The 19,607-nt window shown below is 48.2% G+C and carries 15 protein-coding genes and 2 riboswitches; of the genes, 11 read left to right on the forward strand and 4 right to left on the reverse strand.

What is annotated here, in order from left to right:
* Nucleotides 1–100 precede the first annotated feature (100 nt).
* Nucleotides 101–1,456, reverse strand: coding sequence for an aminomethyl-transferring glycine dehydrogenase subunit GcvPA (gene gcvPA / locus C0Q44_RS10785; protein WP_105407225.1), 1,356 nt, complete (start codon nucleotides 1,454–1,456; stop codon nucleotides 101–103).
* Nucleotides 1,453–2,589: a glycine cleavage system aminomethyltransferase GcvT gene (gcvT, locus tag C0Q44_RS10790; protein ID WP_105407226.1), complete on the reverse strand. Its 1,137-nt coding sequence runs from the start codon at nucleotides 2,587–2,589 to the stop codon at nucleotides 1,453–1,455. Before gcvT ends, gcvPA begins: the two co-directional genes overlap by 4 nt.
* A gap of 215 nt (nucleotides 2,590–2,804) precedes the next feature.
* A riboswitch (glycine riboswitch) is annotated at nucleotides 2,805–2,906 on the reverse strand.
* Between the two features lie 3 nt (nucleotides 2,907–2,909).
* A riboswitch (glycine riboswitch) is annotated at nucleotides 2,910–3,032 on the reverse strand.
* 344 nt (nucleotides 3,033–3,376) lie between these two features.
* Between gcvT and gcvH the strand changes: the two genes are divergently transcribed.
* The 6 genes from gcvH to C0Q44_RS10815 all read left to right on the forward strand — a co-directional run bounded on the left by gcvH (nucleotide 3,377) and on the right by C0Q44_RS10815 (nucleotide 9,355).
* Complete coding sequence (gene gcvH, locus C0Q44_RS10795) at nucleotides 3,377–3,769, forward strand: glycine cleavage system protein GcvH (RefSeq protein WP_105407227.1); 393 nt, start codon at nucleotides 3,377–3,379, stop codon at nucleotides 3,767–3,769.
* A 418-nt stretch (nucleotides 3,770–4,187) separates the two neighbouring features.
* Nucleotides 4,188–5,642: a PTS mannitol transporter subunit IIBC gene (locus C0Q44_RS10800; protein WP_105407228.1), complete on the forward strand. Its 1,455-nt coding sequence runs from the start codon at nucleotides 4,188–4,190 to the stop codon at nucleotides 5,640–5,642.
* 38 nt (nucleotides 5,643–5,680) lie between these two features.
* Nucleotides 5,681–6,241, forward strand: a complete 561-nt coding sequence (locus tag C0Q44_RS30870) for a BglG family transcription antiterminator (RefSeq protein ID WP_258166238.1) — start codon at nucleotides 5,681–5,683, stop codon at nucleotides 6,239–6,241.
* A gap of 17 nt (nucleotides 6,242–6,258) precedes the next feature.
* Nucleotides 6,259–7,782 carry a BglG family transcription antiterminator gene (locus C0Q44_RS10805; protein ID WP_258166239.1) on the forward strand — a complete coding sequence of 508 codons (1,524 nt, stop codon included), beginning with the start codon at nucleotides 6,259–6,261 and terminating at the stop codon, nucleotides 7,780–7,782.
* Complete coding sequence (locus C0Q44_RS10810; RefSeq protein ID WP_105407229.1) at nucleotides 7,779–8,213, forward strand: PTS mannitol transporter subunit IIA; 435 nt, start codon at nucleotides 7,779–7,781, stop codon at nucleotides 8,211–8,213. The genes C0Q44_RS10805 and C0Q44_RS10810 overlap by 4 nt, the downstream gene beginning before the upstream one ends.
* Nucleotides 8,210–9,355 (forward strand): mannitol-1-phosphate 5-dehydrogenase, encoded by a 1,146-nt coding sequence (locus C0Q44_RS10815; protein WP_105407230.1) that lies wholly within the window; start codon nucleotides 8,210–8,212, stop codon nucleotides 9,353–9,355. Before C0Q44_RS10810 ends, C0Q44_RS10815 begins: the two co-directional genes overlap by 4 nt.
* Before the next feature lie 69 nt (nucleotides 9,356–9,424).
* Here C0Q44_RS10815 and C0Q44_RS10820 read toward each other — a convergent pair whose 3' ends face one another.
* Both C0Q44_RS10820 and C0Q44_RS10825 read right to left on the reverse strand, forming a co-directional pair.
* Complete coding sequence (locus tag C0Q44_RS10820) at nucleotides 9,425–9,676, reverse strand: cysteine-rich CWC family protein (protein WP_105407231.1); 252 nt, start codon at nucleotides 9,674–9,676, stop codon at nucleotides 9,425–9,427.
* A gap of 146 nt (nucleotides 9,677–9,822) precedes the next feature.
* On the reverse strand, nucleotides 9,823–11,832 hold the full coding sequence (locus tag C0Q44_RS10825) for an endonuclease MutS2 (protein ID WP_105407232.1): 2,010 nt from the start codon (nucleotides 11,830–11,832) through the stop codon (nucleotides 9,823–9,825).
* Nucleotides 11,833–12,346: 514 nt separating this feature from the next.
* On the opposite strand from C0Q44_RS10825, the gene C0Q44_RS10830 reads away from it, so the two are divergent.
* The 5 genes from C0Q44_RS10830 to C0Q44_RS10850 all read left to right on the forward strand — a co-directional run bounded on the left by C0Q44_RS10830 (nucleotide 12,347) and on the right by C0Q44_RS10850 (nucleotide 19,525).
* The gene (locus C0Q44_RS10830) at nucleotides 12,347–14,683 is read left to right on the forward strand and encodes a helix-turn-helix domain-containing protein (RefSeq protein ID WP_181150928.1); all 2,337 of its coding nucleotides are present in this window, start codon (nucleotides 12,347–12,349) and stop codon (nucleotides 14,681–14,683) included.
* A gap of 281 nt (nucleotides 14,684–14,964) precedes the next feature.
* Nucleotides 14,965–15,918 (forward strand): ABC transporter permease, encoded by a 954-nt coding sequence (locus C0Q44_RS10835; protein ID WP_105407234.1) that lies wholly within the window; start codon nucleotides 14,965–14,967, stop codon nucleotides 15,916–15,918.
* 45 nt (nucleotides 15,919–15,963) lie between these two features.
* Nucleotides 15,964–16,836, forward strand: a complete 873-nt coding sequence (locus C0Q44_RS10840) for a carbohydrate ABC transporter permease (protein WP_105407235.1) — start codon at nucleotides 15,964–15,966, stop codon at nucleotides 16,834–16,836.
* Nucleotides 16,837–16,897: 61 nt separating this feature from the next.
* On the forward strand, nucleotides 16,898–18,397 hold the full coding sequence (locus tag C0Q44_RS10845) for an extracellular solute-binding protein (RefSeq protein WP_105407236.1): 1,500 nt from the start codon (nucleotides 16,898–16,900) through the stop codon (nucleotides 18,395–18,397).
* 24 nt (nucleotides 18,398–18,421) lie between these two features.
* On the forward strand, nucleotides 18,422–19,525 hold the full coding sequence (locus C0Q44_RS10850; protein WP_105407237.1) for a glycoside hydrolase family 88/105 protein: 1,104 nt from the start codon (nucleotides 18,422–18,424) through the stop codon (nucleotides 19,523–19,525).
* Nucleotides 19,526–19,607: the final 82 nt, after the last annotated feature.

The raw sequence follows: 19,607 nt of genomic DNA on the forward strand, positions 1-19,607 counted from the left end.
GCACTGAATGTTGCCTCTCTCTCAGGTTGAGCTGAAGTGGAGAAGGAGGTAGCCGTTTCGGATGGTCCTTGTGCTGATGTTGTCGTCGTCGTTTCCTGAGTCACAGCGATCCCTCCAATGCTCGTGCGAATTCGTCAATCTCTTCCTTACTGCGTCGTTCGGTAACAGCAATCAGCATATGTCCGGCAAGCTCCGGATAATCACGTCCAAGTTCGTAGCCACCAATAAAGCCCGCATCCAGCAGTTTCAGTTGAAGGGCATCCACGTCGGTTCCTTCAGGAAGTTTAATCACAAACTCATTGAATGTTGGTGCATTAAACGTCAGGCTAATGCCTGAAATCGCAGTTAATGTATTCAGGGTGTAATGACTCTTTTGCAGATTCAGATCCGCGACATCAATCATGCCCTGTTTACCCATAATGGACATATACACGGATGCACTCAAGGCGAGCAACGCCTGATTGGAACAGATGTTAGAGGTCGCCTTTTCGCGGCGAATGTGTTGTTCACGTGCTTGCAGTGTGAGTACAAATCCACGCTTGCCATTGCGATCGGTGGTCTGGCCCACGATGCGGCCAGGAATCCGGCGCATATGAGCCTGGGATACGGCGAAATATCCGCATGTAGGGCCGCCGAGCGAAGCGGCGATGCCAAGTGGCTGCGCATCGCCAACGACGATGTCAGCACCCAGGTTGCCTGGGGCTTCCAGCAGGCCCAGCGATAGCGGGTTAGCACTTACGACGAGCAGACCCTTGTGCGCATGCACGAGGTCGGCAGCATGTTTTACATTTTCCACGGCACCGAAGAAGTTCGGGCTCTGGATCATGACCGCTGCGGTATCGTCCGAGATGGCGGCTTGCAGGGCAACCCAGTCAGTTACTCCATCCTTATAGCCAATCTCAACAATCTCCAGACTCAGTCCGCGTGCATAAGCTTGCAATACCTGACGTGCTTCCGGATGCACGGTGCGGGATACGATGAGCTGTTTCCGACGAGTTGCTGCTGCGGCCAGATTACCAGCTTCTGCAAAGGCAGTTGCACCGTCATACATGCTCGCATTGGCTACAGCCATGCCCGTTAATTCACAGATGTACGATTGAAATTCGAAGATGGCCTGTAGTTCACCTTGGCTGATCTCAGGCTGATAAGGTGTATAGGCGGTATAGAACTCGGAACGGGAAATGACATGATTAATGACGGAAGGCACATGATGATCGTATATGCCTGCGCCTAGGAAGCTGGCGTGTGTTTCGAAATTGGCGTTGGCGCCAGCTTGTTTGGACATGTGACGTGTCAGCGCATATTCATCGAGTTTGGAGGAAACGGGCAGTTTGCCCTGATAGCGAATCTCTTTCGGAATGTCCTGAAACAGATCCTCCAGCATATCCACGCCGATCGTTGCGAGCATGGCACTCTGATCCTGCTCGGTCATGGGAATGTAGCGGTGCTTGCTCATGCTTGATCAGCTCCTTGAGTAGGTGTCTTTGACGAACGTGGCCGTTTATGAAAAGGGGTCTTCACGACCTCGGCTTTCAGCTTCTTGCCGCGGATCTCAATCTCAAGCTGGGTTCCCAGCGCAGCATATTTGCTGTCGATAAGGGCAAGGCCCAGATTACGCTTCAGTGTAGGCGACTGCGTGCCTGTCGTCACTTCACCAATCTGTACGCCTTCCGCGTAGATCGGATAGTGGGGGCGGGGAATACCGCGCTCCAGCACTTCGATGCCGACCAACTTGCGGGCAGGGCCGTCATTTTTTTGCTGTAACAGCGCTTCGTATCCGATAAAAGGTCCGGCATTCAGCTTCACGAACATGCCAACGCCAGCTTCGAGAGGAGAGATGGTTGCCGATAATTCCTGTCCGTACAGCGGAAGCTTGGCTTCAAAGCGCAGAGTATCCCTTGCACCAAGTCCGGTCGGCACCAATCCCTGGCCTTCTCCAGCCTGCATTAATTGATTCCAGACCGCAGCGGCCTGGTCCGCAGGTATATAGAGTTCAAATCCGTCTTCACCGGTATAGCCGGTGCGAGACAGCAGCAATGGTACACCGCATACTTCAACATCCTGTACAAATCGGAAAGGCTCAATCGTGGATACATCGATATCTGTAACTTTTCCAATAATATCAACAGCCAGTGGGCCTTGCAGGGCCAGTAGAGCTGTCTGCTCCGAATCGTTAGTCATGTTCACGCCAGGGATCAGATGCTCTTGTAACCATGCCCAATCCTTGGCGATATTGGAGGCGTTAACGACAAGCATATAGTGCTGATCTTTCAGCTTATACACGAGCAGATCATCCACCACACCGCCATCGGGATAACACATCAGGGTATACTGGGCTTGACCGGAAACCAGCGCGGTCACATCATTGGTCATCAGTTGTTGCAAAAAAGCTTCAGCCTGTTCACCTTGTACCGTGAATTCGCCCATATGGGATACATCGAACAATCCGGCACGCTCACGTACAGCTTCATGTTCTTTCTGGATTCCGCTGAATTGCACAGGAAGCTCCCAGCCTCCAAAATCAATGCACCGTACGCCTTCATATTGCTGATACAGGGAGAAGAGTGGTGTTCTAAGCAAATCGGACATTATATCACCTCGTCATGGGCCGTCAACCGGCCGAATATGGAATCGTGGATCAATGAACCAGGGTATTTATAAATTTTCATTTAGAGATCTTTAGTAGATAAGTATGGTAAGGCAGCTATGACAGCGCCGATCTGAATCCTGTTTTTCGTTTTTGGGAAAAAGGAAAAGGACAGGCCAAAGAATCGGCATGCCAAGTAGCACGCTGTATTCTAAGGCTCTGTCCCTTGTACCTGAGAGTTACCCCGCCGCCATCTTGCAGCAGGTTTCCCCTTGGGTGATCATAACGCCCGCACAGGGCGAATAGATGCTCTCCAGAGTTGCGTCCCGTAAAAGTCCTTTTGCCTGAGAGATTCACCCCCGCTTATCGGTGGTTTACTCCTTCGGCGTCGCCTCATGCACATCCCGAATGGGGTATCACGGGCAATCTCTCCCTTTACATTCATCCGCGGGTTACACATCGTTCAATAAACATAAGTTACTCCTCTCATTAAAACGTGAATCCCCTGTTGATGTCAAGAACGATATCATAGAACATGAATAGAAACCGAATATTTAATGGGTATATGATATTATTGTTCGTGTAATTCAAAAGACTGCGCTTACTATTCTAATATTCACCAGTATATGTAGAAATAGTGTATTCTGTTTGCGGTTATTGGAGGTGAATCCTAATTAAATTGTAAGGTATCTTGACATTTGAATCCGAAATATCATACGCTATATTCTGGGAAAAAGGTTAAGGCCAAAGAATGCATGCACTCATTAATGAAAAGCGAGGCGGATATCGATGAGCGAATTGAGAAGTGATTTCCTGTACAGTGAAGAGCACGAATGGGTGCAAACCGTAGGGGAGGATACTGTACGTATTGGCATTACCGAGTTCGCACAGCATCAGCTGGGTGACATTGTGTTTGTGGAATTGCCTGACCTTGAATCGAATGTAAAGGCAGAAGGCAGCATTGGAACGATTGAATCGGTCAAAACGGTGTCAGATCTGTTCTCCCCGGTCAATGGTTCAATTATTGCGGTCAATGATTCACTACAGGATTCACCTGAGTTGGTGAACAGCTCTCCCTACAAAGAAGGCTGGATGATCGAGATCCGTGTTGAAGGAGATCTGACAGCAGCATTGTCCACTTTGATGAATGCGGACGCATATCGCAAACATACCGAAGAGTAGAATCAACGAACTTGTACTTATTAACATATGATATATAACACAACGAGAGTTGCTTCATGTTGTTTCCACCTGTGCGAGCCTGATGCTTGCACGGGTTTTTTGTGTTTTCCGAGGACCGTTTGGCGCGCTGATCCAAGCTGAGTTGGCATGTTAATAAGTGAATTGGAGCAAGCTATTGAGTAGAAATTGATTCTGGAAATGATATAAATCATAGGCGAGAAAAGCCTTGTATATCAACGGATTTAACCAATATGCCTAGATAAAAACGATTACATAACCTAATGTTGTCATGATCGTTCATGACGAAAGTACGCTTTCATTTTATTGAACAAGAGAGCATTCTCGCTTAGGATTACAGCAGGGGAGAGATGATACCCCTTTCAATATCATAATCAATTGATCCGAGGAGGATAATACAATGAGTAATTTGGACCAATCGTCCAATTCCAAAGGTGGGCTACGGGTAGGTGTGCAACGTTTCGGCCGATTCCTGAGTGGTATGGTTATGCCCAATATGGGAGCATTTATCGCCTGGGGATTAATTACGGCCATGTTTATCAAAACAGGCTGGTTCCCTAACGAGACTCTTTCACAGCTCGTTGATCCCATGATCAAATATTTGCTGCCGCTGCTGATCGGTTACACCGGGGGTACGATGGTGCATGGTCAGCGTGGCGGTGTCGTAGGTGCCATCATGACCATAGGGGTCATTGTGGGTAGTGATATCCCGATGTTCCTCGGCGCCATGATTGCCGGGCCACTCGCAGCATGGATTATCAAACAATTTGATAAAGCCGTTGAAGGCAAAATCAGAGCCGGATTTGAAATGTTGGTCAACAACTTCTCAGCAGGTATTATTGGCGGGATCTTGGGAATTTTTGCGCTACTGGGCATCGGGCCTGCTGTAGAAGCGATTAGCAAAGTATTATCATCTGGAGTCCAGGGCTTAATGAATCTCGGTTTGTTGCCGCTGGTCAACCTGATTATTGAACCAGGTAAAGTATTGTTCCTGAACAATGCAATCAATCACGGGATTCTAACCCCCATTGCAACAGATCAAGCGAGAGAATTAGGGCAATCCGTATTATACATGCTTGAATCCAACCCGGGTCCGGGACTGGGTATCTTGCTTGCTTACTGCTTCTTCGGACGCGGAATGGCCAAATCTTCTGCACCCGGTGCGGTTATCATTCATTTCTTCGGGGGAATTCACGAGATTTACTTCCCTTACATTCTAATGAGACCTATTCTGATTCTTGCCGCAATCGCAGGCGGCGTTGCAGGTACATTAACATTTATGCTTACCGGAGCAGGGCTTGTCTCTGCACCATCACCGGGTAGTATCATCGCGTATTCCCTTTTAACACCAAGAGGTGGATACCTCCCCATGCTCGCAGGGGTGCTTGTAGCAGCGGTAGTTTCCTTCCTGATTGCAGCACTGTTGTTAAAAACAGGAAAACAAAAGGATGAGGATCTGGAGTCTGCATCCGGTCGAATGAAAGATATGAAGAGTCAAGGAGCTACGCCAAATGCTGCCATTACGGCTAATCATCGTGAAGCAGACAGAGCCGCAGATATGGCTTCTCCTACAGTGAAAACAGATGTGAAGAAGATTGTCTTCTCCTGTGATGCAGGCATGGGATCGAGTGCCATGGGCGCTTCCATTCTACGTAAGAAGATGAAGGCAGAGGGGATTGACGTTACGGTGACCAATACGGCCATCAGTGATATCCCGCAGGATGCAGATGTGGTTATTACACAACAAGTATTAACGGATCGTGCTCGCTCCGTCGCGCCGAACGCAGAACATATATCCATTGACAACTTCCTAAAAAGCCCGGAATACGATGCGCTCGTTGAACGTCTGAAATAATTGGACGCATTCGTCTTCCCTGAGTCGGAGGCTGAGCTATGAGTATTACCAAAAGACAACGTGAAATCGTGGAGTTTCTGCTGGAACATCCACATGAAGTGACTGCTGGCGAAATCGCTGTAGAAGTCAAGGTCAGTACCCGAACGGTTCACCGGGAACTTCAGATGATCGAACAATGGCTAGAACCTTTGGGTATGAGGCTGGAAAAAAAATCAGGAACCGGTATTCGAATCGATTCCGGTTCCGATGATCTAACTGTATTGCGCCAGCAACTGGAGGGTAAAGAAGTTGTAGAGTTTACGCCGGAAGAGCGTAAGCTCTTCATACTTTGTATCCTGCTTGATGAGTCGGAGCCTGTGAAGTTGCTGGCCCTGGCTTCGGATCTGAAAGTGACCGTGTCCACCGTAACCAATGATCTCGATGATCTGGAGTCACGAATTCGTCAGGCTGGACTGAAGCTGGTTCGCAGACGTGGATATGGTGTCAAGATGAACGGAAGTGAGACGACTCATCGGACAGCGATAGCTGCACTCGCCCTGGAGTTTCTGGATGAGACCGATCTGTTCGGAAGACAGCCCGAGCAAGGGGCTCCATCGTAAACCAAAAACTGCTGGATATGATCGGACACGGCGATGTTCTTACAGTGGAGAATGCGTTGTGGCAGCCGGATATCGAATGGCTGGAGAACATCCCGGAGCGGCAGTACATGAAGCTGCTGATTCGATTATCTGTAGCCGTTGTCCGTATTCGTAAAGGCTTTGGTATTGGCCGGAACTCTCCCCGAGAGAAAACGGGAAATCATGATGACGAGCAGGCTGAGAACAAGGTACCACCTTATATGGCTTCACGCTTGTGCGGTGTTCTATCCACCCAACTTGGGCTGACGTTTTCTCAAGATGAGCAAGCTTATTTTCACCAATTATTGATTGAGACACAGCAGCGGATACATTCGTCACGGTTGTTGCCGGTAGACGACTTGATTTTACTGGATAGGGTACATTCACTGCTGGATCAGATGCAGCAGAGAACTCATTATGCCTTTCATGAGGATCGTTTGCTTCGTGAAGGGCTGATTGGTCATATGCAGCCTGTAATGGAGCGAATTGAAGGACAGCAGGTGATTCGTAATCCGCTGTTGCAACAGATTCGCAAGGATTATGATTCACTCTTCGAAGATGTCAAACAATCGGTGCATCAAGCATGGCCAGGCATGGACGTCCCGGATGAAGAGATTGGATTTTTAGTGATGCATTTTGGAGCTTCCATCGAGAGGTTGCGTGCATTGAAACAGGAAATCAGGGCGATCATTGTGTGTACAAGCGGAATCGGATCATCGCGGATGCTTTCCAGTCGGCTGACGAAAGAGATTCCCGAGATTCGTATCGTAGATAGTGTGTCCTGGTACGAAGCTGCCCGGATCCCCACGGATGAATATGACCTGGTGTTATCTACTGTCGATCTGCCAATGGATAAGCATCAGTATTACAAGGTCAGTCCGCTGCTCACAGTAGAAGAGAGTGAGCAGCTACGTCATTTTATTAGAACAACAACGTTACAGCGGGAGCGTAAGAAGCCCCGTGAAGCTGAGGTTCAGACGACAAATCGGTACTCCGAGTCCGAGGGCATGGAAGCAACTCTTATCGAAATTGTCCAAATTATAGGCAAATTCCATGTATTCCCATTGGACAACAAAGAGTACGGATTCTATGAAACTGTACATGCGATGTGTAAGGTACTCCATGGATCAGGTGTGTTGAAGGAACCCGAGGAGATCGCGAAACGTTTGGAGGCCCGTGAAGCAGTAGGGAGCCAGAAGATTCCTGGCACAACACTTGCGCTGTTTCATACACGCAGCGAGGGCATCTACAGGCCGTCCATCAGCCTGTTTCAGCTAACCGAGCCGCTCCTTTGTACACCGGATGATCCTGCTGGGGTTACCCACATCCTCTTGATGCTTGGTCCCCGAGAATTATCCAAGGAAAGCCTGGAGGTTCTCAGTGAGATCAGTGCTCTGTTATTGCAGGAAGAGATGATTACATTGTTGGAAAAGGGAATCAGGGATGAACTTATTCATTACCTGTCCCAGGAACTCGTTGGATTTTATCGCAGTAAAACCGAAATTGGAGGTCAACCATTATGAGTATGTTAACCACAGATAAAGTCATCATGAATGCGACGGCTCAGGACAAATACGAAGCGATTCGTATGGCAGGACAGATTCTGAAGGATGCGGGACATATTACCGTTGATTATATCGACAAGATGATTGAACGTGAGGAGATTGTCTCGACCTATGTAGGGAACGGCCTTGCAATCCCACACGGGACGAAGGAATCCAAATCCTTCATTATATCTACAGGTATCTCTGTCATTCAGTATCCACAGGGTGTTGATTTTGGAGAAGAAAAAGCCTATATGGTCATTGGTATCGCGGCTCAAGGCGGGGAACATATGGAGATCCTGACCAGCATTGCGGTGATCTGTGCGGAAGATGAGAACATGGAGGCTCTGCGTTTGGCGAAAACAGCCGAAGAAGTTATCGCAATTCTGGAAAGCGAAATGGAGCTATGAAGGCTCTGCACTTTGGCGCAGGTAACATTGGACGCGGATTTATCGGACTGATACTGTCTCGTGCAGGGTATGAGGTGATTTTCTCCGATGTTAATCAGGAACTGGTGACGGCTCTTCAGCAACGGGGACAGTATACGGTGGAACTGGCTAACGAAAGAAAGGATCAGGAGACCGTCACGGGTGTGAATGCCATTGATGGGACTCGACTGGAGACGGTTGCCCAAACAGTGATGGAAGTCGACCTGATTACAACCGCAGTGGGTGTAGGGGTGCTGAAACATATTGCATCCGGCATTGCCAAGGGTCTTGAGGCAAGATTGGGAGCGGGTTCTGTTCAGAAACCTCTTCATATCATTGCCTGTGAAAATGCGATTGGAGCCAGTACACAACTGAAAGAGCATGTGTATGCTCTGCTCGATGAGAACGTGCGCTTGCTTGCAGATCAGTATATTTATTTCCCCGATTCGGCAGTCGACCGGATTGTACCCATTCAGCATCATGACGATCCGTTACATGTACAGGTGGAGCCTTTTTACGAGTGGGTGGTGGATCGTTCCCAGATGGCTCCTGCATTCAAGTCAGTTGAGGGCATCGTCTATGTCGATGATCTGGAACCGTATATTGAACGGAAGCTGTTCACTGTAAATACAGGACATTGTGTGGCTGCGTATATCGGTCATGTGCACGGGTATGACACGATTCAGAAGGCTATTGCCGATGAAAAGGTAAAATCCATTGTATATGGTGCCTTGCAGGAAACCGGAGATGTGCTGGTGAAACGGTTTGGATTCAACCCGGAAGAGCATGAGCAGTATATTGTCAAAATATTGGGGCGGTTCGTCAACCCATATCTCACCGATGAGGTTACGCGTGTTGGACGTTCTCCGCTGCGCAAGCTGTCTCCAAATGATCGTCTGGTTCGCCCGGCCCTTCAGGCCTATGAGGATGGAACCGAAACGACCTATCTGGCTATGGGCATGGCAGCAGCCTGCAAATTCGATGTCTCGGATGATCCGGAAGCAGTTGAACTGCAGGACATGATCCGCCAGAAGGGAATTGTGGCTGCACTCCATCAATATACGTCCATGGATGCACATCATCCGGTACTTGAACAGGCCGTTGCTCAGTATAACCAAATGTAAGAGCAAGGTAGGCAGCTAACAGTATAGATATTATAGATGCTGCATAATAGAAGAAGAGCCATACAGTTGTTAACTGTGTGGCTCTTCTTTTGGTTGGCGTTTATCGGCATAGTCATCCAGACAGCGTTGGCATATGCACGATTTACGGCGCTGCTCTGGTGGAATACGGTCAAATACACCCTCGGGGAAAGTAGCCCGGTTACACCAGCATTCCGAATGAGGATGTCCTGCGGCATAGGAGCAGTGATTAGCTTCACCGCATAAAGGGCAGACAAGAACATTGATATGGATGTGCTCTTGATCGTCTTGTTCTGCAGACATTCGGTTCTTCCCTCCCTGTGAATAGCTACGAGCTGAAGTTGAACATACTGGTCCCAGTATAACAGAAATGCGCCGGTGATCATGGAATTCACAGTACTTCACTGCACATATAAATTCCAATTCACGACATCTGGTTCTCCCATTGGCTATTCTTCAGGCGGTAATTCGATCTGTAGTCCTTCCACATGTTTACGTCCCATCAATTTGCGTTTCTTGCGGTTTTCTTTTGTCTCAAGCACAATGTCCAGATCATAGTCATCGCCCGGATAAAGTTCATTGGCAGATATATGCAAGGTCAGGCGTTTCTTATGAATTTTGACTTTGCGTCCGCGTAGCATGACCCCGATATTTCCACGGCTATCCTCCACATCACAGACAATGCCCGACTGATTGAGATAGGCCGCATACACCCGATCCCCTTTGCGAAAAGGTTTGGCAGGAGTAGGAGAATCCGACTCTCTTATTTTTGTGTTTTTATGTGAACTGGAAGGATTCTTTGTATCCATTGAATGCTTCGACTTAATCCGCTTCCACTCTGCTGGTTCGTTTGCTTCTGTAACGGGACGCTCAGGCGTCAGGGCTGGGGTTGCCAATGGAGGTGAGGTGAACACGAATGACCGATCTCTTGAAATACTTTGATCTGATAAGGACTTGGAACGCTCGATAATTCGTTGTGGCATTCCCAGCTTTAATGCTATGGAATAAGCATAGCTCTCACCAGCTTCTCCGATACGCAATCGATACAGCGGCTGGAGAGAAACGGTGTCAAATTCCATACGGGCATTCTCGAATCCTGGCGTGGCCGCTGCAAAATGTTTGATTTCCCCAAAATGGGTAGTCGCCACAACGGTTGCTCCACGGTTGTGCAGTTCCTCCAGCATGGCAATGGACAATCCGACCCCTTCACCGGGATCTGTGCCGGAAGCCATCTCATCAATGAGCACAAGCGTCGATGGATTGGCCTGTTCCAGGATGCCAATCATATTGCGAATATGTGCAGAGAATGTACTGAGTGCTTGTTCCAGACTTTGCCCGTCACCAATATCCACAGCCACTTCATGATAAACGGCCATCTCCCCACCTTCGTCCACAGGGATGAGCAGACCGGATTGCATCATCAGGGTAAGCAAACCTAGCGTCTTGAGCGCTACCGTCTTACCACCAGTATTCGGGCCCGTAATAATGAGGGACGAGTACGTTCTGCCGATTGCTAAATCAAGGGGAACCATGGACGAGCCCATGAACGGATGACGTGCACGCTGAAGGTTGATCTGGCCGCGTGTATTGACTCGAACGATACGTCCGTCCATGGTAGCCGCATATTTCGCTTTGGCAAACAGAAAGTCCAGCACACCCACCGTTTCGGTGTTCAGGGCAATCTCACGGCTGTAGGATTCTGCAAGGGAAGTTAAATCACCGAGAATTCTCATCTCTTCTCGGGACTCCTCGGCCTGCAATGAGGCCAGTTCTATCTGCAGACCTACTAACTCGGTGGGTTCAATATAGACGGTTTGCCCGCTTCCCGATTCATCCAGTACACTGCCTTTGACTTGCTTACGGAATTCTTTCTTAATAGGCAGTACCGTTCTTCCTCCGCGTTGACTGATGACATGTTCCTGCATAATGGAGCGATGTTTGCTTACCAGAGAATCAAGCTTTCGTTTCATGCGTTCCTCATTCACTGTCATTTTTTTACGAATTCGAATCAGTTCCTTGCTCGCTTGATCCTGAATGCGTCCACTATGGATGCAGCGCTCAATCTCACTCAGCAAAGGTTCGATTAGAATCATGGATGCTGCATAGCGACTGACGGTGGGAGCGGCCCCAGCTTTACCCTCCATATATCTCATTAATTGTGCACAGCTGCGCAGGAACTGAGCGAGATGACTGAAGTCCCGTTCACTGAATAGATATCCTGTGCCGAGCAGATCCATAATCGTGTCCATGCCTTCCAGTGAAGGGAGGGGGATACTTGCGCCGAAACGGATCAATGCAGCGGCTTCTGCGGTTTCTTCCAGGCGAATCTGAATCAGGTGAGCATCAACCATGGGTTTCAGTTCTCTCGCATAACGTTTGCCCAGATAAGATAGAGCACAGTCTGCAACGTTTTTTTGAATTTGTGGATAGCCTAAACTGTTCAATGTGTTTTCATTCATACGTAATCTCTCCTTGAATTTGAATTGGGATTTCAGCTGACGCACTAAAACATATTCCCGGAAAACGCAAAAAGGGCAGAGAATGAACAAACGTCATTCTCTGCCCTAAACGTATGGGAAAGTAGAGTCCACGATAGGGTCTATATAAAAAAATCCGCGCTGAACACAGCGCGGAAATAGACCCGGACAATTACAATCCCGGAGGCGATTTATGATATCCGCTGTTCTTAACTAAGTACAGGGATCTGGCACATCAAGAAATACACGTATGCCATGTGGGCACAAGCGTCATGAAAGGCCAAACTCCTGAATATTAAACTTGGTTAGTTAAGAACATTCACCGACATTAAAAATCTCTCCTTTGATTGAGGAATATGCAACCAATATAAACTGGAAATTGTCTTAAAGTCAACCTAGTAGAATAAATAAGTGGACTTGAATAAGAATGGGTTTTAAAATAACAATAGTAAAATAATCCAATGAAAGCGATTTTATACAAAGGAGGATGCTCTTTTTGCCTAAATATTTACTACGTTTGCTCTGTTTTACCCTAATCCTCGGAGCCCTTCCGGTTATTGTTATTGGCTCTGTCTCGTATACGATTGCATCGCGTGACATTGAACAGAAAGTGCGTGAGAGCAATCTTCAGATATTGCATCAGACTCAAATGCGGGTAGAGCAAGTTCTTCGCAGCCTGCAATTGTCATCCATCCAGTACGTAAACTCTCCATTGGTATTACAAGCGATGAAGAAACCGCTGGACAGCAGCGAATTTCAGGAGATTCGTGATCTGACGTCCGGTTTTAACAATCTGCAAGCGGTTACGTCTATTGACCAGGCGTATCTGGTTAATTTGGATGAAGACTGGGTCGTTTCGATGCGTTCTTTTGGCAAATTGGATGATTTCAGCATTCGGGACCGGATTGGTTCCTACCTGACGTACACCAACAGCTTGTTCTGGGTCACTCAGAATGTGAGTTCAGCCAAAGAAAGTGTACCTGTCTCAGCAGGCATGGGTGAATTAACACCAGAACAAGCCCCTACTCTGATATCATCCGATAATGTGGTCAGTATGGTATTCAAAATCCCGATGATCCCAACCAATGTGAAACCTAAAGGTTTCCTGGTCATCGATATCGCGGACGCTGAACTTAGCAGCTTTTTGAGTCGTAATCCGAATTCCGGTGACTTGTACGTCCTGGACAGGGATCAGAAATATTTTTTGAACGATACAAGCCAAGGTACGAAATACGACAGACTGAATCAGGAAATCCACGAGATCGTCCAGACGACGGGGGAACCAGAAGGCTTCTTCAGTGCGGAGGTGGAGGGTAAACAGGTCGCGGTCAGCTACAGGCAGTCACCGCTTAATGGCTGGTTGTATGTGTCCGTCGTATCGTTTGGACAGATCACAGCTGAGTCACAGAAAATTGCATTGGTCACGGGTGTCGCAACATTGGTCATGTTATGTGTAACAGGACTCGTCGCCATCTACGGCAGTCGGCGGATGTACTCACCGATCTCCAGACTACTACAATTTACAAAGGGATTAGATGCTCCAGTCGCTCCTTCCGGACGTCGTCAGGATGAATTTATCTATATCGAGGAACAATTGTCGACGTTGTTCAGTTCGGAGAAAACGATGCGTGAACAGATGAAGGGGCAGCATGTGCACCTCCAGGAGTTTTTTATGACGAAACTGCTAACAGGCAAAATCTCGGAAGAGGATTTCAGATATCAGGGAGAACTGTACGATTTTCCGACAGGGTGGGCAAGTCTTGGCGTGCTTATGCTTCAGATTGATACGTTGGAAGGGACCCGGTATGAAGAACAGGATCGGGATCTGCTACTGTTTGCCGTCAACAATATGGTAGGTGAGCTTCTGCCTTCCAAAGTTCGGTTCACCCCGGTCATGCTGGATGATGCTCAGATCACGATGCTTGCCTCCGAGCTGGATGATGAGATGCAACTGAAGGAATGGATGCATACCCAGGCAGACTGGATTCGCGAACGTGTCGTGACTTATCTGAATCTGCCCGTAAGTATTGGCGTCAGCCGTCCCTACTCCTGTATCGGAGATACGCCGAGAGCAGTTCAGGAGAGTCGAGAGGCTTTGCAAGGACGGGTAAGTCTGGGCAGCCGTATTATTTTGCATTACGAAGATATTCAGCCCCGTGGTCAGATGGAGGCCGCACTATATACACAGTTACGCATGATTGAGGATCAGCTCGCTTCTGCACTCAAGCAAGGAGATGAAGAGAAAACGGACGCGTACTTTACGCAATATTTGGGGCTGCTTGCAGACAAAAAGCTTCATTTCAGTGAATACCCCGTCATTATGGTGCAGCTACTATCACGTGTGTATCAGCTTGTGCAGGAGCAAGGTGGGGATGTAGCCGAAGTATTGGGTGAAAAAGCATCCATGGCACGTTTGCTAAAGTTGTCCACATTGGACGAAATGACAAGTTGGTTCCGCAAGCGGTTGTTCCAGCCGGTTATGCGTTTCTGGCGCGAACAGGAAGAATCCCAATATATGAATATCGCAAGGCGTATGATTCGACTGATCGAAGAGCGTTATGACCGTGAGTTGTCACTGGAAGCCTGTGCCGCAGAACTTCATTTCCATCCCGTCTACCTAAGTCGGGTGTTCAAGAAGGAAGCGGGTGTCAACTTTACTGAATATCTGGCAGAGTACCGTATGGAAAAAGCGAAGACCTGGTTACAGACAACGAACCTGAAAATATCGGAGATTGCCGAGAAATTAAATTATACCAATCCAACCGCATTCATCCGTATGTTTCGTAAAATTACAGGAACAACCCCCGGCAAGTACCGGGAGCAGCAGCGATAAACGAAGCCTGCTCTGCCCGTCATGGCAGACAGGCTTTTTCATGCCCGGATGGAGGGAGCAGGCGCTTAAATCCATGGAGTTAAGACAGGAATATCCAGGTTAAAAGCAGTTCATTTTCTCTCCAAATCAAGTCGGAAAGATAGCCGGAATCATTACTGCATCAGGGAAAACAAGAGGCTAAAACGAGACGATAGCCAGTCATCCGTTTATCCGCCACAATGAAGACATGAATTCAGGAAGTGATGTTATGTAATCGTTTCCAATGTGGGGAGGAAGACACTATGAAAGCCGAAACGGCGGCTCGGACACGACCCGCTACCCGCAGTGACAAAAACCTGCTGTGGAGAGACATCATCAAAAACCGGTGGCTTTATATCATGTTAATACCGGGTGTGCTTTACTTTGTTATTTTCAAATACATACCCATGTATGGCATTACGATGGCTTTTCAGGATTACACACCTTACAAGGGCATTCTGGGTAGTGACTGGGTAGGCTTCAAGCATTTCCAGCGCTTCTTCGGGGAACCACAGTTCTGGACCTTGTTCCGAAATACGTTTTTGCTTGCCATTTATAACATCGTGTTCTTTTTCCCACTGCCGATTGTACTGGCACTCATGATGAATGAGATTCGCCGTGAACGCTTCAAACGATTTGTACAGACGCTTGTTTACGTTCCACACTTTGTGTCCTGGGTTGTTGTTGTCGGTGTGTTCTACATGCTGTTCACAACCGAGGGTGGTGCCATTAATGAATTGCTCTATAACCTGACTGGACAAAAAGTGGCATTCCTGCTTGAACCAGGATGGTTCCGAACCATGATTGTTGGACAATCCATCTGGAAAGAAGTCGGTTGGGGCACAATTATCTTCCTGGCAGCACTTTCCGGCGTGGATACACAGCTCTATGAAGCTGCACGGATCGATGGTGCGAATCGCTGGCGCCAGACATGGCATATTACGTTGCCAGCCATTCGCAGTACCATCGTCATTTTGCTCATTCTGCGTCTGGGCAATTTCCTGGATACAGGTTTTGAACAGATCTTCCTGATGCTGACTCCGACGAACCGGGATGTGGGCGAGGTATTCGATACCTACGTGTACACGAAGGGTCTCACACAGGCACAGTACAGTTATAGTGCTGCTGTCGGGTTGTTCAAATCGGTTGTCGGGCTGGCGCTTGTACTTGGTGCCAATACGCTGGCCAAAAAATTCGGGGAGGAAGGCGTCTATTAACCCTTGGGAGCAGACGTTCTTCACCAGACAGGAGTGAACATTAAGATGCAACAGGATAAAACGTGGGGCAACCGGATCTTTGATTTTCTGAATCACGGCTTGCTGCTGTTGATTGGAATCGTGACGGTCATCCCGTTCATGTATATTTTGGCCGTCTCGTTTACCAGCCCGCATGAAGTGGCTAAGGGAGGATTCATTCTTTTCCCTAAAGAGTTCTCTCTGGCTGCATACCGATACATTTTCTCTACAGATACCTTGATACGCAGTCTGGGCGTATCCATCTACATTACGGTGATTGGTACTTTAATTAACCTGCTCTTCACGTCACTAATGGCTTATCCGCTTTCCAGGAGGTATTTGCGTGGACGCCAGCCCATTTTGCTGGGTGTATTGTTCACGATGCTCTTCAGCGGCGGGATGATTCCGACGTACTTTGTCGTGAAATCCTTGCACCTGACAGATACGTTGTGGTCTCTAATGCTTCCAACTGCCATAAGTGCATTTAACTTGATCGTACTCAAAAACTTCTTCCAAGCCATTCCGGATGAACTGGAAGATGCCGCCAAGATTGACGGGTGTAATGATGTCAGCGTATTGTTCCGTATTGTGTTGCCGTTGTCCATGCCAGCCATGGCCACATTTTCACTCTTCTACGCGGTGGCCCACTGGAACAGCTTCTTCAGCGCTGTGATCTATATTAACGATAGTGAGAAGTGGCCTGTTCAAGTCTGGCTGCGTGAGATTGTCATTCTGGCACAGAGCCGGATCGGAGATACGAGTATCGAAGAGACCGAGATTCAGCCGCTCACCATTCGTATGGCCGTAATCGTGTTCTCCACGATTCCGATTATGCTGGTATACCCATTCCTGCAAAAGCACTTTGCCAAAGGTGTGATGCTGGGTTCGGTGAAAGGTTGAGTCGGAACAGGGTTCAGAGTCATATCATTATGACTGCATAAAAAAGGGAGGTTTTCATGGGATGAAAGCAACGAAAAAGAAAGCCGTAGCTGTCTTGAGCACACTGGCACTAGTGACAGGTTTGCTGGCAGGATGCGGATCAGACGAGGGTCAGGCTGCCGAGGGCGGCGCACAGAATGTGTCCATTGCCATTGCACAAGTGGGTGATGTACCCAGCAAAGGCAACGAGATTCAGCAAAAGATTGAAGCATATACCAACACCAAACTGGATATTCAGTGGATTCCGGCTTCGGCCTACAATGACAAGATTAACGTGATGATCGCTTCAAGCGATATGCCGAAAATTGTGAAGGTGCAATATAACCCGACAGTGACCAGCGCAATGCGCAACGATGTGTTCTGGGAAGTGGGGCCTTTGCTGAAAGACTACAAGAATCTGTCGGCACAGAACGAGCGTTTCTTTGACAATATCAAGGTCGAGGGCAAAATCTATGGGGTTCCTGTATTCTCGGATATTGCGCGAGCTACGGTGATCTACCGTAAAGACTGGTTCGAGAAGTTGAATCTCAAGGTGCCAGCCACACCGGATGAATGGTATGAAACGATTAAGACACTGGCAACCTCCGATCCCGATGGAGATGGACAAGATAACACGTTTGGCTTGATGCTTTTCAAAAAATATAATGAGGATCAGTATTCCTTCACGACGCGCCTTGGCGTAAGCTTTGGTGCACCTAACAAGTGGAAGGTCGAAGATGATGGCAGCTTCACTCCTGAATTCATGACACCGGAATATATGCAGGTGTTGGATCTGCTGAAACGTTTGTATGATGAGAAACTGTTGAATCAGGATTTTGCCGTATTTGACTCTACGGAAGCGGAGAAAAAATATGATTCTGGCGTGGTCGGTATGCGTGTGGGTGTTGCCCAGAACGGGAAGAGCCAGCAAGAGCGTCTGTCCAAGAACAATCCGGATGGCGTGGTAGACATTGCAGGTTTGCTTGGAGCGAACGGTGATCGTGTTGCTGGACAGACGGGTAACTCGGGTATTCTCGCTTTCCCGAAATCGACGGTGAAATCGGAAGAAGAACTGAAGAATATGCTGTCATTCCTGGATAAACTGATGGACCCTGAGATGGCAACATTACTGATGCGAGGTATGGAAGACAAACATTACACCAAAGTAGGTGAAGATCAGGTGGAGATGAGTGACTTCGATGCATTCCAGCGTGAAGTGAAGCCTTACCGTGACAACCTTCTTTATGTCGAAGGATATAACGTACCGAAATTGAAGGATACCGAACTGGGTGAAAAAGGTACGGCACTGGCGAAGGAACTGGCGGAGCATGCTGTGCCGAACCCTGCATTGACATTATATTCTCCAACGTATGGTGATCGCGGGGCGGATCTGGATCAGGTGATTGCAGATGCACAGACCAAATACATTATGGGCAAGATCGATCAAAGCGGTTGGAAGAAGGAAATCGAGAATTGGGCCAATGCTGGCGGAAACAAAATTCGTGAGGAATATGCTGAAGATTACAAAAAACAGGCTCAATAAAGAGCCGGAAGCGGAGGCTTGAGCATGAAGGAAACGTTGCAATTCACACCTGTGCGCATGGCACAGCAGTTCATGGAAAGTTACCGCAACCATGAGCTGTATGGCACCTGGCATTATGAGAATGGCTGTCTGCTGAAAGCGCTGGAGGAACTGTACATTCATACGGGTGAGCCAAGGTACTTTGACTACATTCAGGAACTGATGGATGACTATGTTCAGGAGGACGGCACCATTCGCTCCTATGCGATTGAGGAATATAATCTGGATCAGATTAATCAGGGGAAATCACTATTCCTGTTGCATGAGAAAACGGGAAAAGAAAAGTATCGCAAAGCAGCAGAGTTGCTAATGACACAGCTCAAAGGACAACCGCATACAAGCGAGGGCGGGTTCTGGCACAAGAAGATATACCCTTTCCAGATGTGGCTGGATGGATTGTACATGGCAACACCGTATCTGACTCAATATGGTGCAGTGACAGGGGAGGAAAAGTGGTTCGACAAGGCTGCATTACAGCTCTTGCTGGTGGAACAGCGTACACGAGATCCGCGTAGCGGTCTGTTGTACCATGCTTGGGATGAAAGTAAGGAACAGCGTTGGAGTTCGGGAGAGACGGGATGTTCTCCGCATGTCTGGAGCCGGGCGATGGGCTGGTATGTGATGGCGGTTGTGGATACATTGGATTACTTGCCAGTAGATCACCCACAGCGCGGGCAGATTGTGGGCATCTTCGAACGGGTGGCGAACGCACTAGTGCATGTCCAGGACCAACCCACCGGACTATGGCCACATTTGCTGGATCAACCGGGACGTGAGCGGAACTATCTGGAGGCTTCTGGTACATCGATGTTTGTCTATGCGCTGGCGAAGGGTGTGCGCAAAGGATATCTGAGTGGCAAATTCAAGGCGGTTGCGGAAAAAGGATATCAGGGTCTGCTGCAGCATTTGCTGCAAACGGATCGTGAAGGCGTACTGTCCCTGACGCAGTGTAACGGCGGAGCCGGTCTTGGGGGAAGTCCGTATCGTGACGGGTCCTACGAGTACTATGTGACTGAATCCATTCGGATCAATGATCCGAAATCGGTCGCTCCGTTTATTTTGGCAGGGGTGGAGATTGAACTGGCGTAAAGCTGGTTCTTTTCTTCCAAATATGATGATAGCGCATACATGAGGGCAAGATCACTGAACAATTTGATTATCCAAAAGGAGA

The sequence above is a fragment of the Paenibacillus sp. PCH8 genome, from assembly GCF_002968835.1.
Lineage (GTDB): Bacteria > Bacillota > Bacilli > Paenibacillales > Paenibacillaceae > Paenibacillus.

Coding starts and splice junctions, on each gene's coding strand:
- C0Q44_RS10825 (WP_105407232.1), bottom strand. CDS start 11,832: ATGAATGAAAACACATTGAACAGTTTAGGCTATCCACAAATTCAAAAA.
- C0Q44_RS10845 (WP_105407236.1), top strand. CDS start 16,898: ATGAAAGCAACGAAAAAGAAAGCCGTAGCTGTCTTGAGCACACTGGCA.
- C0Q44_RS10820 (WP_105407231.1), bottom strand. CDS start 9,676: ATGTCTGCAGAACAAGACGATCAAGAGCACATCCATATCAATGTTCTT.
- C0Q44_RS10810 (WP_105407229.1), top strand. CDS start 7,779: ATGAGTATGTTAACCACAGATAAAGTCATCATGAATGCGACGGCTCAG.
- gcvH (WP_105407227.1), top strand. CDS start 3,377: ATGAGCGAATTGAGAAGTGATTTCCTGTACAGTGAAGAGCACGAATGG.
- C0Q44_RS10805 (WP_258166239.1), top strand. CDS start 6,259: ATGATCGGACACGGCGATGTTCTTACAGTGGAGAATGCGTTGTGGCAG.
- C0Q44_RS10840 (WP_105407235.1), top strand. CDS start 15,964: ATGCAACAGGATAAAACGTGGGGCAACCGGATCTTTGATTTTCTGAAT.
- gcvT (WP_105407226.1), bottom strand. CDS start 2,589: ATGTCCGATTTGCTTAGAACACCACTCTTCTCCCTGTATCAGCAATAT.
- C0Q44_RS10850 (WP_105407237.1), top strand. CDS start 18,422: ATGAAGGAAACGTTGCAATTCACACCTGTGCGCATGGCACAGCAGTTC.
- C0Q44_RS10835 (WP_105407234.1), top strand. CDS start 14,965: ATGAAAGCCGAAACGGCGGCTCGGACACGACCCGCTACCCGCAGTGAC.
- C0Q44_RS30870 (WP_258166238.1), top strand. CDS start 5,681: ATGAGTATTACCAAAAGACAACGTGAAATCGTGGAGTTTCTGCTGGAA.
- C0Q44_RS10800 (WP_105407228.1), top strand. CDS start 4,188: ATGAGTAATTTGGACCAATCGTCCAATTCCAAAGGTGGGCTACGGGTA.
- gcvPA (WP_105407225.1), bottom strand. CDS start 1,456: ATGAGCAAGCACCGCTACATTCCCATGACCGAGCAGGATCAGAGTGCC.
- C0Q44_RS10815 (WP_105407230.1), top strand. CDS start 8,210: ATGAAGGCTCTGCACTTTGGCGCAGGTAACATTGGACGCGGATTTATC.